At 67.6% G+C, this 22869-nt stretch carries 25 protein-coding genes; 10 read left to right on the top strand and 15 right to left on the bottom strand.

Translation table 11 applies throughout. The annotated features are described in order from the left end of the window. Nucleotides 1–7: 7 nt before the first annotated feature. On the top strand, nucleotides 8–1000 hold the full coding sequence (locus ACWETB_RS06145; protein ID WP_452209970.1) for an isopenicillin N synthase family dioxygenase: 993 nt from the start codon (nucleotides 8–10) through the stop codon (nucleotides 998–1000). Nucleotides 1001–1032: 32 nt separating this feature from the next. Here ACWETB_RS06145 and ACWETB_RS06140 read toward each other — a convergent pair whose 3' ends face one another. Beyond that, nucleotides 1033–1404 carry a hypothetical protein gene (locus ACWETB_RS06140; RefSeq protein WP_452209968.1) on the bottom strand — a complete coding sequence of 124 codons (372 nt, stop codon included), beginning with the start codon at nucleotides 1402–1404 and terminating at the stop codon, nucleotides 1033–1035. Nucleotides 1405–1482: 78 nt separating this feature from the next. Here ACWETB_RS06140 and ACWETB_RS06135 point away from each other — a divergent pair, with 78 nt between their 5' ends. Continuing rightward, entirely contained in the window at nucleotides 1483–1890 is a 408-nt protein-coding gene (locus tag ACWETB_RS06135; protein ID WP_449742794.1) for a nuclear transport factor 2 family protein, read from the top strand. A 1-nt stretch (nucleotide 1891) separates the two neighbouring features. Here the strand turns inward: ACWETB_RS06135 and ACWETB_RS06130 are convergent, their stop codons facing one another. Further along, a complete protein-coding gene (locus ACWETB_RS06130) occupies nucleotides 1892–2479 on the bottom strand; it encodes a PadR family transcriptional regulator (RefSeq protein ID WP_452209966.1) in 588 nt (195 codons plus the stop codon). Between the two features lie 159 nt (nucleotides 2480–2638). Here ACWETB_RS06130 and ACWETB_RS06125 point away from each other — a divergent pair, with 159 nt between their 5' ends. Both ACWETB_RS06125 and ACWETB_RS06120 read left to right on the top strand, forming a co-directional pair. Continuing rightward, nucleotides 2639–3679, top strand: a complete 1041-nt coding sequence (locus ACWETB_RS06125; RefSeq protein WP_449742796.1) for an LLM class F420-dependent oxidoreductase — start codon at nucleotides 2639–2641, stop codon at nucleotides 3677–3679. A gap of 55 nt (nucleotides 3680–3734) precedes the next feature. Next, nucleotides 3735–4274, top strand: coding sequence for an FKBP-type peptidyl-prolyl cis-trans isomerase (locus ACWETB_RS06120; protein ID WP_452209964.1), 540 nt, complete (start codon nucleotides 3735–3737; stop codon nucleotides 4272–4274). 24 nt (nucleotides 4275–4298) lie between these two features. On the opposite strand, the gene ACWETB_RS06115 is transcribed toward ACWETB_RS06120, so the two are convergent. From ACWETB_RS06115 to ACWETB_RS06100, 4 genes are read right to left on the bottom strand one after another with little or no spacing between them, the layout of a single operon-like run. Beyond that, nucleotides 4299–6677: an ATP-binding cassette domain-containing protein gene (locus ACWETB_RS06115; protein ID WP_452209962.1), complete on the bottom strand. Its 2379-nt coding sequence runs from the start codon at nucleotides 6675–6677 to the stop codon at nucleotides 4299–4301. Between the two features lie 28 nt (nucleotides 6678–6705). Further along, on the bottom strand, nucleotides 6706–7119 hold the full coding sequence (locus ACWETB_RS06110) for a VOC family protein (RefSeq protein ID WP_449742799.1): 414 nt from the start codon (nucleotides 7117–7119) through the stop codon (nucleotides 6706–6708). Between the two features lie 10 nt (nucleotides 7120–7129). Continuing rightward, the gene (locus tag ACWETB_RS06105) at nucleotides 7130–7594 is read right to left on the bottom strand and encodes a helix-turn-helix transcriptional regulator (RefSeq protein ID WP_452209960.1); all 465 of its coding nucleotides are present in this window, start codon (nucleotides 7592–7594) and stop codon (nucleotides 7130–7132) included. A gap of 18 nt (nucleotides 7595–7612) precedes the next feature. Continuing rightward, entirely contained in the window at nucleotides 7613–8083 is a 471-nt protein-coding gene (locus ACWETB_RS06100; RefSeq protein ID WP_449742801.1) for a MaoC/PaaZ C-terminal domain-containing protein, read from the bottom strand. A 499-nt stretch (nucleotides 8084–8582) separates the two neighbouring features. Here ACWETB_RS06100 and ACWETB_RS06095 point away from each other — a divergent pair, with 499 nt between their 5' ends. From ACWETB_RS06095 to ACWETB_RS06080, 4 genes are all read left to right on the top strand, one after another. After that, nucleotides 8583–10088, top strand: a complete 1506-nt coding sequence (locus ACWETB_RS06095) for a class I adenylate-forming enzyme family protein (RefSeq protein ID WP_452209958.1) — start codon at nucleotides 8583–8585, stop codon at nucleotides 10086–10088. A gap of 200 nt (nucleotides 10089–10288) precedes the next feature. Continuing rightward, a complete protein-coding gene (locus ACWETB_RS06090) occupies nucleotides 10289–12154 on the top strand; it encodes a DUF3556 domain-containing protein (RefSeq protein ID WP_449742803.1) in 1866 nt (621 codons plus the stop codon). Next, complete coding sequence (locus tag ACWETB_RS06085; protein WP_452209956.1) at nucleotides 12151–13617, top strand: phytoene desaturase family protein; 1467 nt, start codon at nucleotides 12151–12153, stop codon at nucleotides 13615–13617. The genes ACWETB_RS06090 and ACWETB_RS06085 overlap by 4 nt, the downstream gene beginning before the upstream one ends. Further along, nucleotides 13614–14975 carry a PucR family transcriptional regulator gene (locus ACWETB_RS06080; RefSeq protein WP_449742805.1) on the top strand — a complete coding sequence of 454 codons (1362 nt, stop codon included), beginning with the start codon at nucleotides 13614–13616 and terminating at the stop codon, nucleotides 14973–14975. Before ACWETB_RS06085 ends, ACWETB_RS06080 begins: the two co-directional genes overlap by 4 nt. Here ACWETB_RS06080 and ACWETB_RS06075 read toward each other — a convergent pair. After that, nucleotides 14922–15254 (bottom strand): hypothetical protein, encoded by a 333-nt coding sequence (locus ACWETB_RS06075; protein ID WP_348803950.1) that lies wholly within the window; start codon nucleotides 15252–15254, stop codon nucleotides 14922–14924. The two genes, ACWETB_RS06080 and ACWETB_RS06075, sit on opposite strands and share 54 nt — an antisense overlap. An 85-nt stretch (nucleotides 15255–15339) precedes the next feature. On the opposite strand from ACWETB_RS06075, the gene ACWETB_RS06070 reads away from it, so the two are divergent. Next, on the top strand, nucleotides 15340–16599 hold the full coding sequence (locus ACWETB_RS06070) for an esterase/lipase family protein (protein ID WP_449742806.1): 1260 nt from the start codon (nucleotides 15340–15342) through the stop codon (nucleotides 16597–16599). Between the two features lie 33 nt (nucleotides 16600–16632). Here the strand turns inward: ACWETB_RS06070 and ACWETB_RS06065 are convergent, their stop codons facing one another. The 6 genes from ACWETB_RS06065 to ACWETB_RS06040 form a co-directional block, all read right to left on the bottom strand. Next, nucleotides 16633–16989, bottom strand: a complete 357-nt coding sequence (locus tag ACWETB_RS06065) for a hypothetical protein (RefSeq protein WP_449742807.1) — start codon at nucleotides 16987–16989, stop codon at nucleotides 16633–16635. A gap of 40 nt (nucleotides 16990–17029) precedes the next feature. After that, entirely contained in the window at nucleotides 17030–17797 is a 768-nt protein-coding gene (locus tag ACWETB_RS06060; protein WP_449742808.1) for a VOC family protein, read from the bottom strand. Then, nucleotides 17794–18099, bottom strand: a complete 306-nt coding sequence (locus ACWETB_RS06055; protein WP_449742809.1) for a hypothetical protein — start codon at nucleotides 18097–18099, stop codon at nucleotides 17794–17796. Before ACWETB_RS06055 ends, ACWETB_RS06060 begins: the two co-directional genes overlap by 4 nt. Nucleotides 18100–18199: 100 nt before the next feature. Next, nucleotides 18200–18424 (bottom strand): DUF3263 domain-containing protein, encoded by a 225-nt coding sequence (locus ACWETB_RS06050; protein WP_449742990.1) that lies wholly within the window; start codon nucleotides 18422–18424, stop codon nucleotides 18200–18202. Between the two features lie 251 nt (nucleotides 18425–18675). Further along, on the bottom strand, nucleotides 18676–19494 hold the full coding sequence (locus ACWETB_RS06045) for an adenylate/guanylate cyclase domain-containing protein (RefSeq protein WP_452209952.1): 819 nt from the start codon (nucleotides 19492–19494) through the stop codon (nucleotides 18676–18678). Then, nucleotides 19491–19757: a hypothetical protein gene (locus ACWETB_RS06040; RefSeq protein WP_449742991.1), complete on the bottom strand. Its 267-nt coding sequence runs from the start codon at nucleotides 19755–19757 to the stop codon at nucleotides 19491–19493. Before ACWETB_RS06040 ends, ACWETB_RS06045 begins: the two co-directional genes overlap by 4 nt. Before the next feature lie 255 nt (nucleotides 19758–20012). Here ACWETB_RS06040 and ACWETB_RS06035 point away from each other — a divergent pair, with 255 nt between their 5' ends. Next, nucleotides 20013–20357, top strand: a complete 345-nt coding sequence (locus ACWETB_RS06035; protein WP_348803878.1) for an RNA polymerase-binding protein RbpA — start codon at nucleotides 20013–20015, stop codon at nucleotides 20355–20357. 86 nt (nucleotides 20358–20443) lie between these two features. On the opposite strand, the gene ACWETB_RS06030 is transcribed toward ACWETB_RS06035, so the two are convergent. Beyond that, nucleotides 20444–21244, bottom strand: coding sequence for a polyprenol monophosphomannose synthase (locus ACWETB_RS06030; RefSeq protein ID WP_452209950.1), 801 nt, complete (start codon nucleotides 21242–21244; stop codon nucleotides 20444–20446). Next, the gene (gene lnt / locus ACWETB_RS06025; protein ID WP_449742992.1) at nucleotides 21241–22821 is read right to left on the bottom strand and encodes an apolipoprotein N-acyltransferase; all 1581 of its coding nucleotides are present in this window, start codon (nucleotides 22819–22821) and stop codon (nucleotides 21241–21243) included. Before lnt ends, ACWETB_RS06030 begins: the two co-directional genes overlap by 4 nt. Nucleotides 22822–22869 lie beyond the last annotated feature (48 nt).

Raw genomic sequence — 22869 nt, 5'->3', positions numbered from 1 at the left:
GGAGCACATGCTGCCGATCCTGGATCTCGCCGACGCCGATACCGATCCGGAGGGTTTTCGGCTCGCGCTGCGCGAGGCCACGCATGTGCACGGATTCTTCTACCTGACCGGCCACGGGATACCCGCCGAACAGATGTCGGCCGCGGTGGGAGTGGCCCGCGAGTTCTTCGCCCTCGACGATGCGGAGAAGGACGAGATCAGCCAGCTGGACAGCCCGCATTTCCGCGGCTACTCGCGACTGGGCGGAGAACTCACCAACGGGCGGGTCGACTGGCGTGAACAGATCGATCTGGGTCCAGATCGACCGGTCATCGACAACGCTGACGGCTATTGGAACCTTCAGGGCCCGAACCTGTGGCCGACGCGACCCTCGCGGTTTCGTGAGGTGTTCGGATCGTGGAGTGACTCCCTGTCCGAGGTCGGGCTGCGGCTGCTGCGGCAGTGGTCGTTGTCGCTGGGTGCCTCGGAGGACCACTTCGACGAGGCGTTTGCCCACGCGCCGGCCACCTTGCTGAAGGTGGTGCGCTACCCGGGCACCGCCGAACGTGAGCAAGGCGTTGGGGCGCACAAGGATTCGGGTGTCCTGACGCTTCTGCTCGTCGACCCGGGATCGGCGGGACTGCAGGTTGAGACCACCGGCGGTGAGTGGATCGATGTGCCGCCGGTGCGCGGCGCGTTCATCGTCAATGTCGGTGAACTGCTCGAAGTCGCGACCGGAGGCTATCTGCGAGCCACCCGTCACCGGGTGCGCGCACCGAAACCGGGAACCGATCGCATCTCGATCCCGTTCTTCCTCAATCCCGCCCTCGATGCGGTGATACCGATCATCGACCTGCCTCCGGAACTCGCCGCCCGCTCACGCGGCGTCGAAGCCGATCCGGCCAACCCGATCTATGCCACCTACGGGGAGAACGCGTGGAAGTCGCGTACCCGGGCGCATCCCGATGTCGCACAACGTCATCACGGGATCACCCTGACGGGCCCGGCCGCGTCGTACTGACCGGAGGGGGCAACTGTCGTCACGGGACGGACTCATCGGCAGCCACTCCGGACGGCAGGAACCACGCGGCACCAGGATGGTGCGTTCGCCCCGGGCGTGCCGCTCATCCGGACCTGATGGGTGACGCCCTGATAGGCACCGAGTGCGGTGTCGGCGGTGAAGGCCTCCGGATCGAGGTAGCGATGCGCACCGCCACCGGCGACACATGCACCCGATAACTGCCGCCGCGCTCTACCCGGCGGGCCAACGCCTCGGTGACCCCGGCGCCGTGCAACGCCGGCGCCCGCACTGGCGACGACGTCGCCCATCCCGAGCGCGCGGATGCCGTCGAAGGGCTGGTCTGCCCCGCCGGACAGCGGAATCGGGTCACCGTCTCCGATGCGGGTGATCTCGATCAATGGCATATCGGCGAGGACGTCACGGTAGTATCCCCGTCATACTCAATTTCATGACCAGAGGTGTTCCATGATCAGGAGTGTTCGATGAAGGAATTCCGCGAGGCCGTCGAACGCGGCGACACGACGGCGATCGAGGCGTTGCTCGCCGACGACGTGGTGTTCACCAGTCCCGTGGCGTTCGCGCCGTACGAGGGCAAGGCGATCACCGCGGCGATCCTGCGTGCCGTGATGCGGGTGTTCGAGGACTTCGGCTACATCCGCGAGTTCGGATCTGCCGGTGTCGCCGACAGTGCGTTGATGTTCACCGCCACGGTGAGCGGGAAATCGATCACCGGCTGCGACTTCATCCACGTCGACGCCGATGGCCGGATCGATGACCTGATGGTGATGGTGCGGCCACTGTCCGGGGCCACCGCGGTGGCCGAGGCGATGGGTGCGCAGTTCGACCGGATCCGCGCCGAGGCGGCGGCCGCCGGCGGGAATCAGGGCTGAGTCAGGGCGCGTCCGCGCCGTCGCTCCGCGCCGTGGCGGTCATCCGGGCCGTCAGGACGTCGGCGGCGCGCCGGCACCATGCGGCATTCTCACGTTCGAAGGCGATGCCGCGCAGTCCGGTGAGATATGGTCCCACGGGCGAACTTTCGGCGAGAAAGCGATCTTCGGAGACGTCGCCGCGCACCTTGCACAACAACCCTTCGATGAGACGGGCCTTGGCCAGCGCCGACTCGGCGCGGCCGCGCAGGTCCTCGATCAGTGCGGGGGTGTCGCCGATGTCGCAGGCCCGCACACGCACGAGGAGCTCGTCGCGCAGGAAGGTCGGTTTCGAGGCGCCCTCGACGAACACCCGCAACGCGTCCCGGCCGACGTCGGTGATCGCGTAGACCCGCTTGTTGGGACGGCCCTGCTGGATGACCTCGCGGCCGCTGATCAGACCGGCGGCCTCGAGGCGGGGCAACTCCGCGTACAACTGTTGCGGGGTGGCGAACCAGAAGCTCGCGACCGCGACATCGAAGGTCTTGGCGAGTTGATAGCCCGACGCCTCGCCGTTGATCAACTCGGCCAGAATCGCGTGGCGCAAAGACATGACGATCCCCTCCTCGGTCGGCGTGGCCGCCGGGAGCGTTCGGTGGCGACGTACCTATGGTAAAGGAATTGACTGCCGATCCCTTGAGGTTGGTGGACCGGGCGGTATAGGTTCGATGCATCGCTTCATCGCCGATGGTCGAGGAAAGGGCCCGCGAGAATGAAACTCGGTCTGCAACTGGGGTATTGGGGCGCGCAACCCGTGCCCGCCCACAAGGGACTGGTGGCGGCGGCCGAATCCGCCGGGTTCGACGCGATCTTCACCGCGGAGGCCTGGGGTTCGGATGCCTACACGCCGTTGGCGTGGTGGGGTTCGTCTACCGAGCGGGTACGCCTGGGCACGTCGGTGCTGCAGATGTCGGCGCGCACGCCGACGGCGTGCGCGATGGCGGCCCTGACCCTCGATCATCTCTCCGGCGGCCGACACATCGTCGGACTCGGTGTGTCGGGCCCGCAGGTGGTGGAGGGCTGGTACGGCCAGAAATTCGAGAAACCGCTGGCCCGAACCCGCGAATATGTCGACATCATGCGGCAGGTGTGGGCCCGTGAGGCGCCGGTCGAGAGCGCCGGCCCGCACTATCGGTTGCCCTACACCGGTCCCGGTTCGACCGGACTCGGCAAATCCCTCAAGCCGATCACCCATCCGTTGCGCGCCGACATCCCGGTGATGCTCGGCGCGGAGGGACCCAAGAACATCGCGCTGGCCGCCGAGATCGCCGACGGCTGGCTGCCGCTGTTCTACACACCCCGGATGGCCGACACCTACAACGCCTGGCTCGACGAGGGATTCGCGCGAGCGGGCGCCCGCCGCAGCCGCGCGGACTTCGAGATCTGTGCCACCGCGCAGATCGTGATCACCGACGACCGGGCGGCCACCTACGCGGCGATCAAGCCGTTCCTGGCGCTCTACATGGGCGGAATGGGCAGCGAGGACACCAACTTCCACGCCGAGGTGTATCGCCGCATGGGGTACGGCGAGGTGGTCGACGAGGTGACCGCGCTGTTCCGATCCGGACGCAAGGACGAGGCGGCGGCGATCATCCCCGACGCGGTGGTCGATGATTCGGCCATCGTCGGCGACCGCGAGTACGTTCGCGAGCAGATCGGGATCTGGGAGAAGGCGGGCGTGACGACGATGCTCGTCTCGCCGGGCAGCGTCGCCGAGGTGGAACAGTTGGCGTCGCTGGTGCAGTCGAGCTGACCGGCCTGCGGGTGTGCGCCGGCCGGCCGGCGCACACCCGGTAGCGTCGAGCACCATGCGTACAGTACGTGGAGTCCTCGGGATCCTGGCCGTTCTCGCTGTTCTGGTGGTCAGCGGGTGTGGCTCCGATGATGGCGGATCGGACGGGGGCGGCAGCTCCGCGCCGGGTGCCAGCTGGAAGCTCGATGGGACCACCGGCAGTGTGACGGTGGCCGCATCGCAGAACACGAGCACTCCACCCACCGTCAAGGTCACCACCCCGTTCGCGGTCGAACAGACTCAGGTGCACGTGCTCACCGAGGGCACCGGCGAGACCGTGTCCCAGTCGGCGATCGTCGAGGTCAGCTATGTCGGCGTGAACGGCCGGACCGGCATCCAGTTCGACAGCAGCTACCAGCGCGGCAGGCCGGCCAGTTTCTCGCTGGCCCAGGTGATCCCCGGGTTCGCCAAGGCCATCGGCGGGCAGCGGGTCGGGTCGACGGTCGCGGTGGCGATCGCCCCGGCCGACGGGTACACCACCGGCAACGCCGACGCCGGGATCGACGCCGGCGACACCCTCGTGTTCGCCCTCACCATCATCGACGCGCAGGGCTGACCGGCGCACCCGGCCGGGTCCGGGTCAGGCCCCGACGTAGTCGGCGAGGTGCCGCCCGGTGAGGGTGGATCGATCGGCGACGAGATCGGCCGGCGTGCCCTCGAACACGACCTGCCCGCCATCGTGGCCGGCGCCGGGACCGAGGTCGATGATCCAGTCGGCGTGGGCCATCACCGCCTGGTGGTGTTCGATCACGATCACCGACTTCCCGGAATCGACCAGCCGATCGAGGAGACCCAGCAGCGCTTCGACGTCGGCGAGATGCAGTCCTGAGGTGGGTTCGTCGAGGACGTAGATGTCGCCCTTGTCCCCCATCTGGGAGGCGAGCTTCAGTCGTTGGCGTTCGCCGCCGGACAGGGTGGTCAGCGGCTGCCCGATGGTGAGGTATCCCAGACCCACGTCGACCAGCCGCGTCAGGATCTTGTGTGCGGCCGGAACTTTCGCGTCCCCGTCGGCGAAGAACGTGTGCGCCGTGGCCACCGACATGCCGAGGACCTCGTCGATGTTGCGGTCGCCGAAGGTGTAATCGAGGACCTCGGCGAGGAACCGTTTGCCCTCGCAGACCTCGCAGATGGTCGACACCCCGGCCATCATCGCGAGGTCGGAGTAGACGACGCCGGCCCCCTTGCAGTTGGGACACGCGCCCTCGGAGTTGGCGCTGAACAGTGCGGGTTTGACGCCGTTGGCCTTGGCGAAGGCCTTGCGGATGGGTTCGAGCAGACCGGTGTAGGTGGCCGGGTTGCTGCGTCGCGATCCCTTGATCGCTCCCTGGTCGATGGTGACCACGCCGTCGTGGGAGGCGACCGAACCGCCGATGAGGGAACTCTTGCCGGATCCCGCGACGCCGGTGAGCACCACGAGCACACCGAGCGGGATGTCGACGTCGACGTCGCGCAGGTTGTGGGTGTTGGCGCCGCGGATCTCGACGGCGCCGGTCGGTTGGCGCACCACGTCCTTGCACGCCGACCGGTCGTCGAGGTGACGTCCGGTGAGGGTGTCGCTGTGGCGCAGCTCCTCGACGCCGCCCTCGAAAACGATGGTGCCGCCGTCCTTTCCGGCACCGGGACCGATGTCGACGACGTGGTCGGCGATCGCGATCGCCTCCGGTTTGTGCTCGACCACCAGGACGGTGTTGCCCTTGTCGCGCAACTGGATCAGCAGATCGTTCATCCGGGTGATGTCGTGCGGGTGCAGGCCGATCGTCGGTTCGTCGAACACATAGGTGACGTCGGTCAGCGACGAACCGAGATGCCGGATCAGCTTGGTGCGCTGTGACTCTCCACCCGACAGCGTCCCCGAGGGACGGTCCAGGGATAGATAGCCGAGGCCGATGTCGACGAAGGAGTCGAGCAACTCGGTCAGGGAGGTCAGCAGCGGTGCGACGCCGGGATCGTCGAGTCCGCCCACCCACTGCGCCAGGTCGGTGATCTGCATGGCGCAGGCGTCGGCGATGCTGACGCCGTCGATGGTCGAGGATCGGGCCAACTCGCTCAGTCGCGTGCCGTGGCAGTCCGGACAGACGGTGAAGGTGATCGCACGGTCGACGAAGGCACGGATGTGCGGCTGCATCGCTTCCCGGTCCTTGGAGAGGAACGACTTCTGGATCTTCGGGATGAGACCCTCGAATGTGACGTTGATGCCCTCGACCTTGATCCGCTTGGGTTCGGAGTACAGCAGGATGTCGAGTTGCCGCTTGGTGAACTTCGCGATGGGTTTGTCCGGGTCGAAGAACCCGGACTCGCGATAGATCCGCCCGTACCACCCGTCCATCGAATAGCCCGGGATGGTCAGGGCTCCCTCGTTGAGGGACTTCGTGTCGTCATAGAGCGCCCCGAGGTCGAAGTCGGAGACATCGCCGCGTCCCTCACACGTCGGGCACATGCCGCCGGTGACGCTGAACTCCTTGCGTTCCTTCACCTTTCGTCCACCGCGTTCGATCTCCACCGCACCCGCCCCGGACACCGAGGCGACATTGAACGAGAATGCCTGCGGCGAACCGATCCTCGGTGTTCCCAACCGGCTGAACAGGATCCGCAGCATGGCGTTCGCGTCGGTGGCGGTACCGACGGTCGACCGCGGATTGGCGCCCATCCGTTCCTGATCGACGATGATCGCGGTGGTCAGTCCCTCGAGCACGTCGACGTCGGGCCGACCCAACGTCGGCATGAACCCCTGCACGAACGCGCTGTAGGTCTCGTTGATCATCCGCTGGGATTCGGCGGCGATCGTCGCGAAGACCAGTGAACTCTTCCCCGACCCGGACACTCCGGTGAAGACGGTCAGCCGGCGCTTGGGGATCTCGACGTCGACGTTGCGGAGATTGTTCTCGCGGGCGCCGTGCACACGAATGATGTCGTGGGTGTCGGCGGGGTGGAGTGTTGACGCACGGGGCGTCCGGCTCATCGGGTCTCCGTCTGTTCGGGGGTGGGGTTCAGGATGCCTGATTGATGCGCAGGAGGTTGCCGGTCGGGTCGCGGAATGCGCAATCACGGACGCCGTAGGGCTGGTCCATCGGTTCCTGGACCACCTCGGTACCGGCGGCTTCGAGTCGGGCGAAGAGGCCGTCGAGGTCGTCGGTGGCCAACGTCAGGCCGGCGCCGTAGGTGCCCTTGGCGATCAGGTCGAGGATGGTCTGGCGCTCGTCGTCGGTGATACCCGGGTCGGCGGCCGGTGGTTGCAACACGATCGAGGTCTGCGGTTGGTTCGGTGGGCCCACGGTGATCCAGCGCATGCCGTGGTAGCCGACGTCGTTGCGGACCTCGAATCCGAGTGTGTCGCGGTAGAAGCCCAACGCGGCGTCGGGATCGGTCTGTGGCAGGAACGCGTAGTGGATAGTGATGGTCATGCCGCTCACGCTACTGACTCGCGGGGCCGGGGACTTCTCGATTCCTGATCGGTTTGGTGACCTGTTTGGCGACACATGCGGGGATGCCGTCGGTGGACACCCCGGCCGCGAGGTCGGCGGCACGCCGGCGGTACTCACTCGGTGACATCCCGACCAGTTCGGTGAACCGGGTGCTGAAGGTGCCCAGCGATGAGCAGCCGACGGTGAAGCAGGACTCGGTGACCGATACGTCTCCGCGGCGGAGCAGTGACATGGCCCGCTCGATCCGCCGGGTCATCAGGTAGGAATACGGCGACTCCCCGTAGGCGCGTCGGAACTCGCGGCTCAGGTGGCCGGCCGACATGTGCGCGCCGCGGGCGAGGGCCTCGACATCGAGTGGTTGCGCGTAGTCACGGTCGATCCGATCGCGGACCCTGCGCAATCGCTCCAGATCCTGCCGACGTTGCGCGGTGGAGGAGTCGTCGCGGCGGGTCACCTCACCGATCCTGGCATATCACCGGGTCGTCGGACGCGCCCGAACGTAGGCCTGCACGCGTATCCGGAGCACGGTGATGCCGGACTGATTGATCACATCGCATCGGTGGGTGACCAGCGCGCGCCCACGGTCGTCGAAGTCGACGCCCTCGATCTCGAGGAATCCGCCCAGATCGTCGTCGGGGCGGACGGGGGCGAGGAACTCCACCTCGGTGAGCCGACGTCCGGCGATCACATCCCAGGTGTGCAGCACCGCGTCAACCGACAGGCGCTGTGCGACGGCCAGGGTGTGGATTCCGCTAGCGATCAGGCCCCCGAACGCGCCCGCATCGGCGGCGGCGCGGTCGATGTGGAACGACTGCGGGTCCCACGCCGAGGCGTACTCGACGATGGCGGCCTCGGTGACGTGATGTGGGTCGAACTCGTATCGGGTGCCGACGGAGAGATCGTCGGCGTAGACGAGGGTGGGATTCGGGCTCGTATCGGTCATCGGCGGTGATCACTCCTCTGCGGGCCGCGGCGTGTCGGAAAGCTCTATGACCGTACCGCCCGGCGGACACCCGCCGTACCCGCGGGAGGCAGCCCCCGAATGTCTGAGGGCGCTGCAACGGTGAGGCGAGCGCTGTCGACGCGGCCGTCGAAAGGAATCTCTGGGGATGTGTAACACCCGGGTGGGTGGCGCCGAAGACATAGATAGCTCCGACCGAGAGTGCCAGACCCCCGACCCGGCATCCTCGGTCGGAGTTCTTTGTGCTCGGACAATCTGGTGGGCGCCCTGCCGGGACGGTGGTGTCGGACGTGGTCGTGATGCCGGTCGGGATCGACGGTGCGTCGCCCTTTGGCTCCCAGGCACAATTTGTCTCCCGGGCACAATTTGTCTCCCGGGCACAATGCGGCCGGAAAAGTCTGGCTCCCGAGGCCGTATCAGATCACATTCTTACTTTCTAGTGTCAGAGGTCACACCACCTCACACGGAAGGCCACTGCGCAGTGATCAGCTCCTCCTACTTCTCCTGGGATCTTCTCGACCGCGACGAGGCGCCCTGCGTCCGCGACGATGCCGTCGAGTTGTCCTATCGCGGGTTCGCGGAGGCGGTGGACGCGGCCGCCGGCGCCCTGCACCGGCGCGGGATACGCGCCGGCGACGTCGTCGCGACATTGCTCCCCAACCGCGTCGAACTGCTCGTCGTGCTGCAGGCGGCCTGGCGGCTGGGGGCCATCGGGACACCGGTGAATCCCGCATTCACCGCAACCGAGGCCGAGTACCAGCTCACCGACGCGGTGGCGCGCATCGTCGTCGTCGACGACACGACCGCAGCGACCCGGCCGGAGGTGGCCGGATGTGCGGTGATCGACGTGAACGATCTGAGCAGTACCGATGATCTGAGCGCCACCGGATCGCTTCCCGCCGATCTCGGTGGACCGGCCGACGACGCGGCCGACGTCGACGCCCTACTCATCTACACGTCCGGATCGACCGGACGCCCCAAGGGTGTCCGGCTCACGCACGCGAATCTGCGCCACATGGCCACGGCCATGGTCACGCTCCTGGATCTGCGATCCGACGACCACGCACTGCTGATCCTGCCGCTGTTCCATGTCAACGCGATCTGTGTCAGCTTCCTCGCGCCGATGCTGGCGGGCGGGCAGCTGAGTATCACCGGGAAGTTCTCCGTTTCGCGATTCTTCGACGACGTGGCACGTCTGCGTCCCACCTACTTCTCGGCGGTTCCGACGATCTATGCGCTGCTGGCGTCGCACAACGATGTCGCGGAGAAGTCACTGGGGTCCCTGCGCTTCGCGATCTGCGGTGCCGCGCCGATCTCCAAGGAACTACTGGGCCGGGTCGAGAACCTGTTCGGCATCCCGATCCTGGAGGGGTACGGACTCACCGAGGGAACATGTGCCTCCGCCTGCAATCCCCGCCACGGAGTCCGCAAACTCGGGACCGTCGGACCGGCCGTCCCCGGCCAGCAGATCGCGATCGTCGACCCGGATGGCACCGACCTGCGGCCCGGGGAGGTGGGCGAGGTGGTCATCACGGGTCCGAATGTCATGCGCGGCTACCTGAATCGGCCGGAGGCCACCGAGGCGACGATCGTCGGCGGGCGGCTGCACACCGGTGATGTCGGGAGCCTTGACGCCGACGGTTACCTCACGCTGGTCGACCGGATCAAGGACATGATCATCCGCGGCGGAGAGAACCTGTACCCCAAGGAGATCGAGAACGCGCTCGCCACCCACGGCGACGTCCTCGAATGCGCCGTCGTCGGTGCGCCCGATGAGGTCTACGGCGAAGTGCCCATCGCCTTCGTGGTGGCCTACCCGGACCGGGAGATCTCCGCCGACGATCTCGCCCACCATCTCGAGTCCCGGCTGACCGCCGTCAAGCGGCCCGCGGTCATCCACGTCGTCGAGGCACTCCCCCGAAATCCCGTGGGCAAGGTCGACAAGCCGGGACTCCGCGCCCGCCTGTCCACCCCCTCGCCCGCCTGACCCTAACCCCACAGCACTTTTCGTGTCCGTCGCAGTCCCGCGATGGGGGCTGTCCGGTCGTGCCGAGATGACGCGCGGTGCCGCCCACTCGCGGTGACCGAACCGATCACCGAGCCCTCAACCCACCCCCCCCCAAAAAAAGAAAACCGAACCCCCCAAACCGAACCCCGCTGTTCTACCGAACCCGAGGAGGAGTACTCATGGGATTCACCCAACCCGATTTCCCGCCGGTCGATCCGGACACCTTTCTGGACAGGCCCTTTCTGGACCGGCTTCGTGTCCTGGGTGCGCACTGGGCCGAATACGGCTTCGGCACGCCGAAGATGGTGCACACGATCTATCTGCTGAAGGTGGCGATCCTGTATGTCGTTGCCGGACTGTGCATTGCCACCTTCACCTCGGGCTACAACGTCCTCGACGTCGGGGCGTGGTGGGATCAGCTGATCGTGTATCAGAAGATCGTGTTGTGGACGGTGCTGATCGAGACGCTCGGTCTCGGTGGATCGTGGGGACCCCTGGCCGGTCATTTCAAGCCGATGACCGGGGGATTCCTGTTCTGGCTGCGACCGCAGACCATCCGGCTGCCACCGTGGCCGGGTAAGGTCCCGTTCACCAGAGGTGACAATCGCACCGTTGTCGACGTCGCGATCTACGCCGCAATCCTCATCAACCTGGTTGTGGCGCTGGCACTTCCGTCGATCTCGTCGGACTCTCTCGATGCACTGGTCGCCGACAACCACGGCCTGGTCAACCCGGCGGTCCTTTATCCGCTGATCGCCCTGTTCGTCGTGATCGGATTGCGCGACAAGGTGATCTTCATCGCCGCACGTTCCGAGCAGTACCTGCCCGCGCTTGTGTTCTTCGCCGCCCTGCCGTACCTCGACATGATCCTGGCACTCAAGCTGCTCATCGTCAGCGTGTGGGTGGGAGCGGGCATTTCCAAACTCGGACATCACTTCTCGATGGTGATCCCTCCGATGATCTCGAATACGCCGTGGTTGCCGAGCAAGGCGATCAAACGCGCTCACTACCGCGACTTCCCGCACGACATGCGTCCGTCCCGGCTGGCCGGCGGCATCGGGCATGTGCTGGGCACCATCGTCGAGGTGGTCACTCCCCTGGTGCTGCTGTTCTCGACCAACAAGTGGCTCACCCTCGTCGCGGTGGTGCTGATGGTGTGCTTCCACCTGTTCATCTTCTCGACGTTCCCGCTTGCCGTGCCGCTGGAATGGAACATCCTGTTCGCCTACGCCGCGATCTTCCTGTTCTGGGGCCACCCGGCGTGGGATGGGTATGCGCTCACCGACACCACGATGCCGTGGGTGCTCGTCGCCATCGCCGCCGCGCTGTGTTTCTTCCCGGTCCTGGGCAATCTGCGCCCCGATCTGGTCTCCTTCCTGCCGTCGATGCGGCAGTACGCCGGCAACTGGGCGTCGGCGACCTGGGCGTTCGCGCCGGGCGCCGAGGACAAGCTGGACCAGTACGTCGTCCGGTCATCGAAGAACACCCGCACCCAACTGCTGGCCTCCTATCCGCCCGAGGTTGCCGACGTGGTGATGCATCAGATGTTGGCGTGGCGGTCGATGCACAGCCAGGGCCGTGCGCTCTACTCACTGATGCTGCGGCATCTCGGCTCCGACATCGACACCTACACCCTGCGGGAGGCGGAGTTTTCCTGTAACTCGTTGGTGGCATTCAACTTCGGCGACGGCCACCTGCACGACGAGAAGATGATCGCCGCGCTGCAGCGACGCTGCGATTTCGCCCCGGGTGAGTTCACCGTCGCCTGGATCGAGTCGCAGCCCATCCACCGCGGCACGCAGCGGTACAAGGTGATCGACGCCGCCCTCGGTGTCATCGAGACCGGCACGTATCGGGTGGCCGACGCCGTCGCCGAGCAACCGTGGCTCCCCAACGGACCGATCGACATGAAGGTCGACTGGACGCTCGACGTTGACGCCCGGCGCGCCCTGACCGATCCTGACATCGTGGCCGAACCGAAGATGCGCGCCGGCTCCCCCGCCGGACCGGCGCCCGATGTCACCGCCGGGCAGGTGCAGCAGTGACGACTGCGGTCGTCGTCGGCGGCGGGCCCAACGGGCTCGCCGCCGCCCTGCACCTGGCCCGCAACGGCGTCGAGGTGACCGTTCTGGAGGCGGCGAACGAGGTCGGAGGGGGTGCGCGCTCCGGTGAGCTCGCCGTGCCCGGCGTGATCCACGATCACTGCGCCGCGTTCCATCCGCTGGGAATGGGATCCCCGTTCTGGCAGTCGGTCGGACTCGAACGGTACGGCCTGTCGTGGTGCCTGCCACCCGTGGACTGTGCCCACCCGCTCGACACCGGCGAGGCCGGGCTGCTCTACCGGTCCATCGACGAGACGGCACGTGCACTCGGACGTGACGGCCGCCGGTGGCGGCTGGCCTTCGGCGATCTCGCCGCCGGTTTCGATGACCTCGCCGCCGACTTGCTGCGCCCGATCGTGCACGTGCCACGCCACCCGATCCGGTTGGCGGCCTTCGGCCCGCGGGCACTGCTCCCGGCGAGCACGATGGCCAGGCTGTTTCGCACCGACACCGCACGGGCGTTGTTCGGTGGGATCGCCGCCCATGCCTTCACCCGACTCGACCGGCCGCTGACGGCGTCGCTGGGCATGATGATCGCGGCCAGCGGTCATCGCTACGGCTGGCCCGTCGCCCGCGGTGGCTCCGGTGCGATCACCGGCGCTGCGGCTGCGGCACTGCGCGCCCAGGGCGGCAGGATCGAGACCGGTGTACCGGTCACGCGGCCGGCCGACATCCCGCCCGCCGATCTCGTGTTGCTTGATCTCTCTCCCGCGCAGGCGCTCGGACTCTACGGTGATCAGATGCCGTCGCGGGTGGCCGCCTCGTTGAAGCGGTATCGCGTGGGTTCCTCGGCGTTCAAGGTCGACTACGCGATCGCCGGTGACATCCCGTGGCGCAACCCCGCGTGCGCCGATGCGGGCACCGTTCACCTCGGCGGCGACCTGACGGAGATCTGCCACACCGAGCGGCAGCGGGCGGCCGGAATCATGGTGGAACGGCCGTTCGTCCTGCTGGGTCAGCAGTATGTCGCCGACCCGTCGCGCAGCCGGGACGGAGTCAATCCGATCTACGCCTACGCCCACGTGCCACGCGGCTTCGATGGCGACGCCACCGAGGCGGTGACCGCGCAGATCGAGCGCTTCGCCCCGGGATTTCGCGACCGGATCATCGCCGTGCACAGCACCGGTACGGCCGAATTGCACCGGCACAACCGGAATTTCGCGTTCGGCGACATCATCGGCGGCGCCAACGACGGTCTGCAGATGTTGTTCCGGCCCCGCGTGGCGGTCAACCCGTACTCGCTCGGGATCAACGGGGTGTACCTGTGCTCACAGTCCACCCCGCCCGGAGCGGGCGTCCATGGATTGTGCGGGTATCACGCCGCGAGTTCGGCACTGGCCGAACTGCGGCGGCGGCCGACGCGATCGGCGGGATCGAACGGTCGAGGACATCGGGTGTCGCGATGACCTACATTCCGGCCGACGCCGAGGAGGCCCGGTCCCGACTGGCCCGGGTTCCGGCGATGGCCACCACCGATCTGCTCGAGGTGGTGGGCGTGCTCGCCGGTCGACTGCGGGAGCGGGAGGCCGAGATCGTGGCCGATCTGGCCGGAATGATGGCCCGGGAGATCGATCAGCTCGACACCGACCCCAAACTGGTGGAGATGCTCGAGGCGAGCGTGCACGGCAACGTGTCCACCATCATCCACGTCCTCGCCAACGACATCCCGGTCGATCATCTCCAACCCACCACGGCCGCAGTCGAGTACGCCCGACGGCTGGCCCAGCGCGACGTGCCCTCCAACTCCCTGGTCCGGGCCTATCACCTCGGTCAGAACAGCGTGATGCTGCTGTGCTACTCGATCATCGAGGAATTGGGTCTCGACGCGACCCAGGCGATGGCGGTGACCCGGCATGTGTCCGATGTGATGTTCGGGTACATCGACTGGATCACGCTGTTCGTGTTCGAGGCCTATGAGGACGAGCGACGTCGGTGGCTGGGTGCGGACGCGCATGTGGTCTCGGCCGCGATCCGCCGGGTCCTCGACCGCACCGACGTCGATCCGACGGCATTCGAGTCCGAGACACGGTATCGCCTCGACCGGGCCCACCTCGGCGGGATCATGTGGACCGACGACGCGGACGCCCACACACTCGGCCGCCTCGACCGGGCGACCCGTGAGCTGGCCGCAAGTCTGGGTTCCGACGGGCCCCCGCTGGTGATGGCCATGGACCGCTCGACCATCTGGTTGTGGATACCGCTGCGGGCACGCACGACGGTCATCGAGGAGTCGTTGTCGCCCTCGGTGCTGCCCGAGGGGGTGCGGCTGACTGTCGGATTGCCCGGCTCCGGTGTCCGGGGTTTCCGGCGTACCCACGAGCAGGCGTCGGCGGCATATTCGGTGGCCACCATGCCGGGAACGGCGGACCGCCCGGTGGTCGGCTTCGCCGACCGTGGTGTCGCCGTGGTGTCGCTTCTCGCGCAGGACCCGGACGGCACCCGCTCCTGGGTGCATGACGTGCTGGGATCGCTCGCCGAGGACACACCGTCGGCGGCCGTGCTCCGCGAGACGCTGTCGGTCTACTTCGCGACCAAGGAAAGCCACCTGCACACCGCGACGCGACTCAATCTGCACCGCAACACGGTCAAGTACCGCGTCGGCAAGGCGCTGTCGGAGGTGGGTCCCGATCGCGACCGACTCGACCTCGCCCTCGCGTTGACCGCGTGTGACCTGCTCGGCCCGATGGTGCTGAATCCGGCAGCGGGCGGGTCAGGTCCGCGGGTTGCGCCGGCCCGTCACCCCGGGGTCGTCGGCGGGGCGTAGCGCCCATGACGGCACCCAGTGGGTCACCGTCTCCTCGCGGTCGCGGGCATGCAGCACGTAGGTCACCTTGCCGTACCACTCGCCCCACTCGGATCGTCCCCATTCGGTGAGCACGCCGGTGATCACCTTGCGGACCTGCAGGCCGTCGGGGTGGTACGTGCCGCTGTGGTGCGGTGTCTGCGGATAGAGGGCATTGAGATCGATGAGGACGGCGCGATGCCCCACCCGAACGAAGGCGGGCAGGTGGGGTCGACCACTGTCCCCGCCGATGCGCGCCATACCCATGTATGGATCATATGTTCGAATACGGAGCGCACCAGATTCGAGGTGTGCGAGTTGAGTGGACGAATGTACACTCAATCACATGATCGCCACGACATCCGTCGACGAACCCGGCGAGGTCCGAGCCCTCGCCCGGCTCGGCCTGACCGAACTGTCGGCGGCCACGGTGGGCGTCGCGCGAGTCCATCAGGCGGTGTCGTCGACGGTTTTCGGCGCGATGCGGATCGCCGCCGGGCGGCGCGTCGAGCCGATCCGAATGCTGCACGACACCGTGAGCGAGACGGTGTACACGTCGATCACCGGAATCCTCGACTCCGCCCAGATCGTCGCCGACGCACTGCCGGAAACCGCTCGTCAGCCCAGCCGCACCGTGCGGGGCGCAGCGGTGATCGGGGTCCTCGACGGACTGATCGGCGACGCCCTGGTCGACAACGAACCGGCGCTGGCACCGGAGATGGCAGTCCGGGTCGACGGGGTCCCGGTGACCCTGTCGCCGTCGGCGCTGCGCGCGGCCTTCCCCGACGCGACCGGACATCTCGTGGTATTCCTGCACGGATTGATGGAGACCGAGCATGCGTGGCGGATGGGACACCGACCGTCGTACGGCAGCCGGATGGCTCTCGAGATCGGCGCGACCGAGATCCTGGTGCGCTACAACACCGGACGCGGCATCGCCGACAACGGCGCGTCGCTGGCCGAGTTGCTGAACGCGCTGACACTGCAGTGGCCGGTCCCGGTGCGCCGGGTCTCACTGATCGGGCACTCGATGGGTGGTCTGGTGATCCGCAGCGCATGCCACATCGGCGCCGTCGGCGACCCGGCCCGGCGGGCACCGTGGATTCCGCTGGTGACCGAAACAGTGAGCCTCGGCTCGCCACATCTCGGGGCGCCTCTGGCGCGGGGTGTACACGCGGCGTCGTCGGCCCTGCGAGCACTCAGCGTGACCCGGCCGTTCGGTGAGTTGCTGCGTCGGCGCAGTGCGGGTGTTCGGGATCTCTTCCACGGCACGGTGATCGCCGACGCGAACGCCGGCGCCGACGATCCGGACGGCTTCTGGCAGGCGCCCGGCGCCGACGTGGCACTGCTCGCCTCGGCGCGGCACCTGTTCGTCACGGCGTCGCTGTTCGACGATCCGGACCATCTGCTCGGTCGCTACCTCGGTGACGGACTGGTACTCACGCCGAGCGGCCGCGGATTCCACCGGTCCCGGCACATCGGGTTCCGCGCCGAGGACGGCATGCACATCGGTCATGCCCACCACTTCACGCTGCTCAACAGTGAGCTGATCTATCCGTGGCTGCGCGACGCCCTCCGGCCGCTGCCGGCGCTGACGGCGGGATGATCCGACACCGGTATGCCGCCGTGGTGTGTCAGGCTACTGTGCTGGGTCAAGGACGACGCGGACGGTGACGCGGCCCTGCTCATCACGCCGCGCGGTACCGTGACCAGGCCGATCGACACCGTCGAGTGTGAGGCTCAACGGTGATCCCTCGCCGGTGAAGTTGCGCCACCAGGTCTTCTTGTCGGCGATGGCCACACCGATCATCACCTCGTCAGGAGATTCGGGCCGTCGCCGATAGGCGACGGGAAATCGCACGGTGGTCCCCGACTTGCGGCCCGTGTAGGTCACGACGGTCATCGAGCCGGCCAGGACGCCGCCGATCACCGGTAGCCCCAACATCGGGATCACCGCCCTGTTCGCGGCGGCTGCGATGGTGTGGAACGCGCTCACTGGTGAGTTCTCCTTGTCGTGGGATGTGTGACCGGGCGGGTCACGGCCGGGGCCCGATGATGACGGTCCGGGTGGCCAGGGCGTCATCGGCGACCGTGGCGATCAGGGTTCCGGGTTTGCGGCCGTCGCGGATCTCCGACACCTCGATCCCGGCCGAGATCAGCCGGTGCCGGGCGGCATGCACGTCGGGGCTGCGCCACGCAACGCCCCAGAGCGCCACCGGAGCGTCCTCGGGCGCCGCCAGCGGAGCGCTCCCGGGGACGTCATCGGGAACGACCACCTCGATCACGAGGTCGGCGACCCGGAAGAAGAGTTGCCGGACGCCGGCGACGACGCGGCGGTCGAGGCGAAAATCGAATCCCAGCGTTGCGCCGAACAAGGCCACCGCACGGTCCCGTCCGACGCAGCTGAACACGAGGTGATCGATCCCGGTGATGTCGCCGGGGTCGGTGTTGGGCGGCCCATCGCTTGTACCGGACACGCCGAAGGGAAAACCATCGGCATACCACTCGCCCGATGCGTGCGGGACCGGACTGAACGCGAGGCCGCGGCGCCGCAGCAGGCGCACCCGGGCATCCGGGTCGTCGGCGGTGACGAGGACGCGGTGTGCGTCATCGACGTCCTTGTGCTGCAACCGGATTCGGGAATTGCCCACGCACAGGTCGGCAGTCGGCGCGGCCGCGCCCAACAGGCGGGCGTAGGCCGGTGCCGACCGTTGCACGTCCACGACCGCCAGATCCACCACGACCGCCGGCGCGTCGGGATCGATCACCTCACCGCTCCCCGGATCTCGCACGATACCGCTCACCGCGCCCGGCTCCCGCGGCGTCGGCTCGAGCGCGGCGGCTCGTCGCGCGGAGGACTGCTGGTGATGTGCCAGGCGCCGCAGGCGCAGCGGTAGCACCGCAGGGCGAGCGAGCGACGACCCGACTCGGTGATGCGGTCGATGCCCTCCCGGGCGGACCGTTCCGACCCGAACGCATCCTTGTCCGGTGTCGGACACGGCGGGCGCGGTCGTGCCACTCGTCGTCGGCGCGGCGGAGTGAGATCGGTGCGCGCCTCGACACGGCGATAGAACTCCTCGAGATCGTCGTCGGAGAAACCAGGCATCGGGTATCAGTGTGCACCGGGATCCCGGAGTCCGCGCCATCGGTTGATCATGGCCATCGGTTGATCATGGTTGTGGACTCAGATCCGGTATTCCGCTGTCTCAGCGAGCCATCCACAGGCGGCGACGGATCACCTCACGCATGCGCCGCAGCTCGGAGTTGCTCAACTGAGCCGGCGGGGCCGCATCGACCAGGCGGTTGACCTCGGAGAAGAAGTCGCGATCCGACAGCCCGAACTGCTCGCTGATCTCGCGCGACGATCCGCCGCCCAGCGAGTACCAGCTGGTCTCGAAGTCGACCATCTTCTGTTGTTTGTCGGTGCTCATCGTCATGGTGCCGCCCAGCCCTGGAAGTGTGGTGAACCGCACTCGAGCCACGATGGCCGTTGCTTGGCCACGTGTGGGTCGGTGTGCGCGTTGACGTCCTTTGTACACCGCCACGGTGACGCTGCACAGTCATTTGCGCATCGACGAGGTTAACGTGTCCGCACCCGGGATCCGGTGAACGAGACACCGTGTCGCACTGGACATTCCGTGGGCGGGTGTCGAGGTCCGGTCGATGTCCGGATCGGGCGTGCTCAGCCGTCGTAGCGCGGCACGACCGAGACCACCGTCAGTTCCCGCGGAACGCCCTTGGCCTTGAACCGGCGTCGACGCCGCACCGAGTATCGCGCGGGATCGACGAGTGCGAGCGTCGCATCGCTGATCAACAGTTCCCCGGCGCCGGCCGCGGCGGCCACCCGCGCGGCGATGTTGACGTCCACGCCGAGGAAATCGTCGCCGACCGCCCGCGGATTGCCGGTGTGCAGACCGGCCCGCAACTGCGGCCGGTATCCGTCGACGGTGAGCGCGGACACCGCCCCGATCACCTCGTGGGCGGCCGCGATGGCGTCGTCGGGATCGGCGAAGATCGCCATCACGCCGTCGCCGAGGTTCTTCACGATGCGCCCGCCGCGACGGCCGATGACCTCGTCGGTGGCCGTGTTGACCGCGGCGAGCAGGCGCAGTACCTCGTCGTCTCCCGCGGCCAGTGCCCAGGTGGAGAATGCGACGAGATCGGTGAACAGGATGGTGGCGGTGACCGGACCATCCTGGGCGTGTCGGCGTCGGGTCAACGACTGCCAGGCCTGCACCGCGGTCAGACCGAGTTCGCGGGAGGCGCTGGGCTGCTCGGGACGCGACTGACCGATGAGACGGGCCACCCGGTCGGAGGTCCGCGCCGTCGAGATCGCCGGCGTCGCGTCGGGCAACAGGCTACGCAGCGCGCGGATCGCGCGGACCGCGGTCGGGTTGGCGTCGGTGCGGGCGAGCAGGTCCGCGGCACGCCGCGTGGGTGGGCGGGCCGGCGCGTCGGAATCCGGGCCGGAATCCCGGTCTTGCGGTGTGGGGTCGCTCACCGCAGCCGTTCCGCGTCGCGGGCCAGTTCCAGCAGACCCTCCGCGAGCCCGGAGAGGGTCTCGGAATCGGCCGCCTCGGCCACCGCGGTCGCCAGATCCTCGGCGGCACACCGCAGGGCGAACATGCGATCGCCGAAATCGGCGACGTCGAGCGGGGTCAGGATCACCGCATCGTCAGGGATGGAAGTTCCGGCCACCAGGGCGCGTTGTTCGTAGGCGCGTTGACGGCAAGAACGTTTGCAGTACTTGCGGCGACGCCCCATGTCGGAATCGGCCACCGCCGAACCGCACCATGCGCAGGCATAGGTCCGCCGGGACCGGGTCGCATCCACGGGTCAGACCGTACCCGATCGGTCTCTCCACGGACACGATCTGCGGCGGGCGCCGGTGTCGGCCGGGGCCGACATGAGTTGTGGTTGATCTGTACGGCCACCGAGAAGAGTAGAATGGATCTGTTCAGCTGGTTGTGGTCGGCTCATTCCGGCCAGGACGCGAAGCCGAGAGGAAAGCAGTAGGAAATGGCAGATCGAGTACTTCGGGGTAGCCGCCTCGGTGCGGTGAGCTACGAAACCGATCGTGATCACGATCTTGCGCCGCGGCGTATCGTTCAGTACCGCACCGACAACGGTGAGATCTTTGACGTTCCCTTCGCCGACGATGCCGAGGTGCCGTCGAAGTGGCCGTGCAAGAACGGCATGGAGGGCACCATTCTCGAGGGCGCCGAGCCCGAAGAGAAAAAGGCCAAGCCGCCGCGTACGCACTGGGACATGCTGCTCGAACGGCGCAGCGAAGAGGAGCTCGAGGTGCTCCTCAACGAGCGTCTGGAGCTGCTCAAGCAGCGGCGTCGCGGTGTGACCAACTAACGGTGTGAATCACTGACGGCGAGTACGCCGAACGACACGGCCGGGTGGAGTCTTCACTCCCCGGCCGTGTCGTTTGTGCGGTCTGCTCAGCGACGGATACCGAGTTGGGCCATGCGGGCCTCGGCGCCCCAGCGCAGCACCTTGATGAACGCCTCCGACATCACGCCGCCACTCATCTTGGATTGGCCGATTTCGCGTTCGGTGAAGGTGATGGGTACCTCACGGACGTCGAATCCCGCCTGGATGGTTCGCCAGGCCAGGTCGATCTGGAAGCAGTAGCCCGCCGATTCGACGGTGTCGAGGCTGATCTTGTCGAGTGCGGCACAACGATAGGCGCGATATCCGGCGGTGATGTCGTGGATGCCGGCGCCCAGCGCCAGACGGGCGTAGGTGTTGGCGCCGCGGGAGAGGATCTCGCGCCGCCGGGGCCAGTTGACCAGCTTGCCACCGCGTACGTACCGCGAGCCGATCACCAGGTCGGCGCCGTCGTTGATGGCGGCGAGGAGCGCGGGCAGCTGTTCGGGTGCGTGGCTGCCGTCGGCGTCCATCTCGATGATGACCTCGTAGTCACGTGCCAGGCCCCACGCGAATCCGGCCAGGTAGGCCTTTCCGAGGCCGTCCTTGTCGACGCGGTGCATCACGTGGATGCGTCCGGCATCGTCTGCGGCGGCGAGCTCGTCGGCCACCTCGCCGGTGCCGTCCGGGCTGGAATCGTCGACGATGAGGATGTGGACGCCGCTCAGCGTGGATTGCAGCCGGCCGACGATGATCGGCAGGTTGTCGCGCTCGTTGTAGGTCGGGATCACCACCAGTGCGCCACCGCCGTCGGCGGCCACGAGTGGGGTACGCCCGACTCCCCCAACAGGTGATGGGTCACTGTTCGTCAACGGCGAACTCCTCCGAGTGGTCGGTGCTCCCCGCCACGTGCGGCGGCGGAAAATCTCTGTGTGAACCTAGTACGCAAAGCCAGCGCGGCCAAAAGCGACACCACGGCGATGATCACCGCGAGCCGTTCCGGCCATGGTCCCAGGCGAGTCGCGATCGTCTCGTCGGAACTCAACGGCATGCGATTCTGCAGGATCGCGGCCTCGAAGATGCCGGATTCGGCGGTGATCGTCCCATCCGGTTCGATCAACGCGCTGACGCCGCTGGTCGCGGCGACGATCACGGCCCGTCCGTGTTCGACCGCACGGAACTGCGACATCGCCAACTGCTGATACGTCATGTCGGTGCGTCCGAAGGTCGCGTTGTTGGTGGGGACGTAGAGGATCTGCGCGCCGTCGCGGACCGCATGACGTGCGGCGCGGTCGAAGGCCACCTCCCAGCAGGTCGCGATCCCGACGGTCACCTGACCCGACTGCACCGGAACCGACACCACCGACGGGCCCGACCCGGCCCGGAAGTTGCCCGCCATGTCGGCATAGGAGGAGAACTTCCGGAAGAACGGGCGCCATGGAAGGTACTCGCCGAACGGCTGGATGATGTGCTTGTCGTAGCGGTCGACGGGTCCCCGCGCCCCGTCCCACACCAGGACGGTGTTGGTGGGTCGGCCGTCCTCGCCCCGGATCAGTGTGCCGACCAGGATGGGCGCACCCACCGCCTCGGACGCCGCGGTGATCTCGGCGGCGGCATCGGGGTTGGCGAGCGGATCGATGTCGGAGGCGTTCTCCGGCCAGGCCACGAATGCGGGTTGTTCGGCGTGTCCGGTCCGGATGGCCGCGGCCAGGGCGTACGTCTCGCGGACATGGTTGTCCAGGACGGCGCGTCGCTGGGCATTGAAATCCAGACCCAGGCGGGGGACGTTGCCCTGGATGGCGGCGATCTGCGCCGACGACCCGGCGACATTGCGATCGACGGTGTCGGGAGTCAGGGCGATCGCCGACACCGGTGCCAGCAGTGCCAGTACCACCGCCAGCACCGCCGTGCGCAACACCGAGTCGGGGCATGCGCCCGGGGCCCGGCCCTGCTGAATGGTCAGCTGCACCACCCAGGCGACGCTCGCGCCGAACAGGGCCACCGCCCCGGACACGCCGGGGGCGCCGAGCACCGAGGCGAGCGGCAGCAGTGGGCCGTCGACCTGACTGAAAGCGGCTCGGCCCCAGGGAAATCCGCCGAAGGGAAAGGACGAACGCAAGAACTCGACGAGCACCCAGGACAGTGCGAACCAGATCGGCGGGACCGGCAGACGGGTGGTCAGCGTGGCACACACACCGAAGACCGCGAGATAACCGGCCAGGGCGGCCGCCAGTGCGAGCCACGGCACCGGGCCGACATACACCCCGATCCAGGGCAAGAGGGGGACGAAGAAACCCAGGCCGAACACGAATCCGATCCATGCGCCGGTACGTACCCGCACCCGCACCTCGCTCCCGGCGGCCGGCCCTTCGGTGAGGAGCGCATACAGCAGTCCGAGCGAGAGGACCGCCATGAACCACCAGTCGCGGGGCGGGAATGCCGCCGCCATGGCGAGGCCCGCAACCGCGGCCCCGGCGGTCCGCGCACCCCAGGTGAC

It is taken from the genome of Gordonia sp. NPDC003950, from assembly GCF_053605205.1.
Note: the sequence above shows the minus strand (reverse complement) of the source record. Positions and strands in the feature narration are given on the sequence as shown.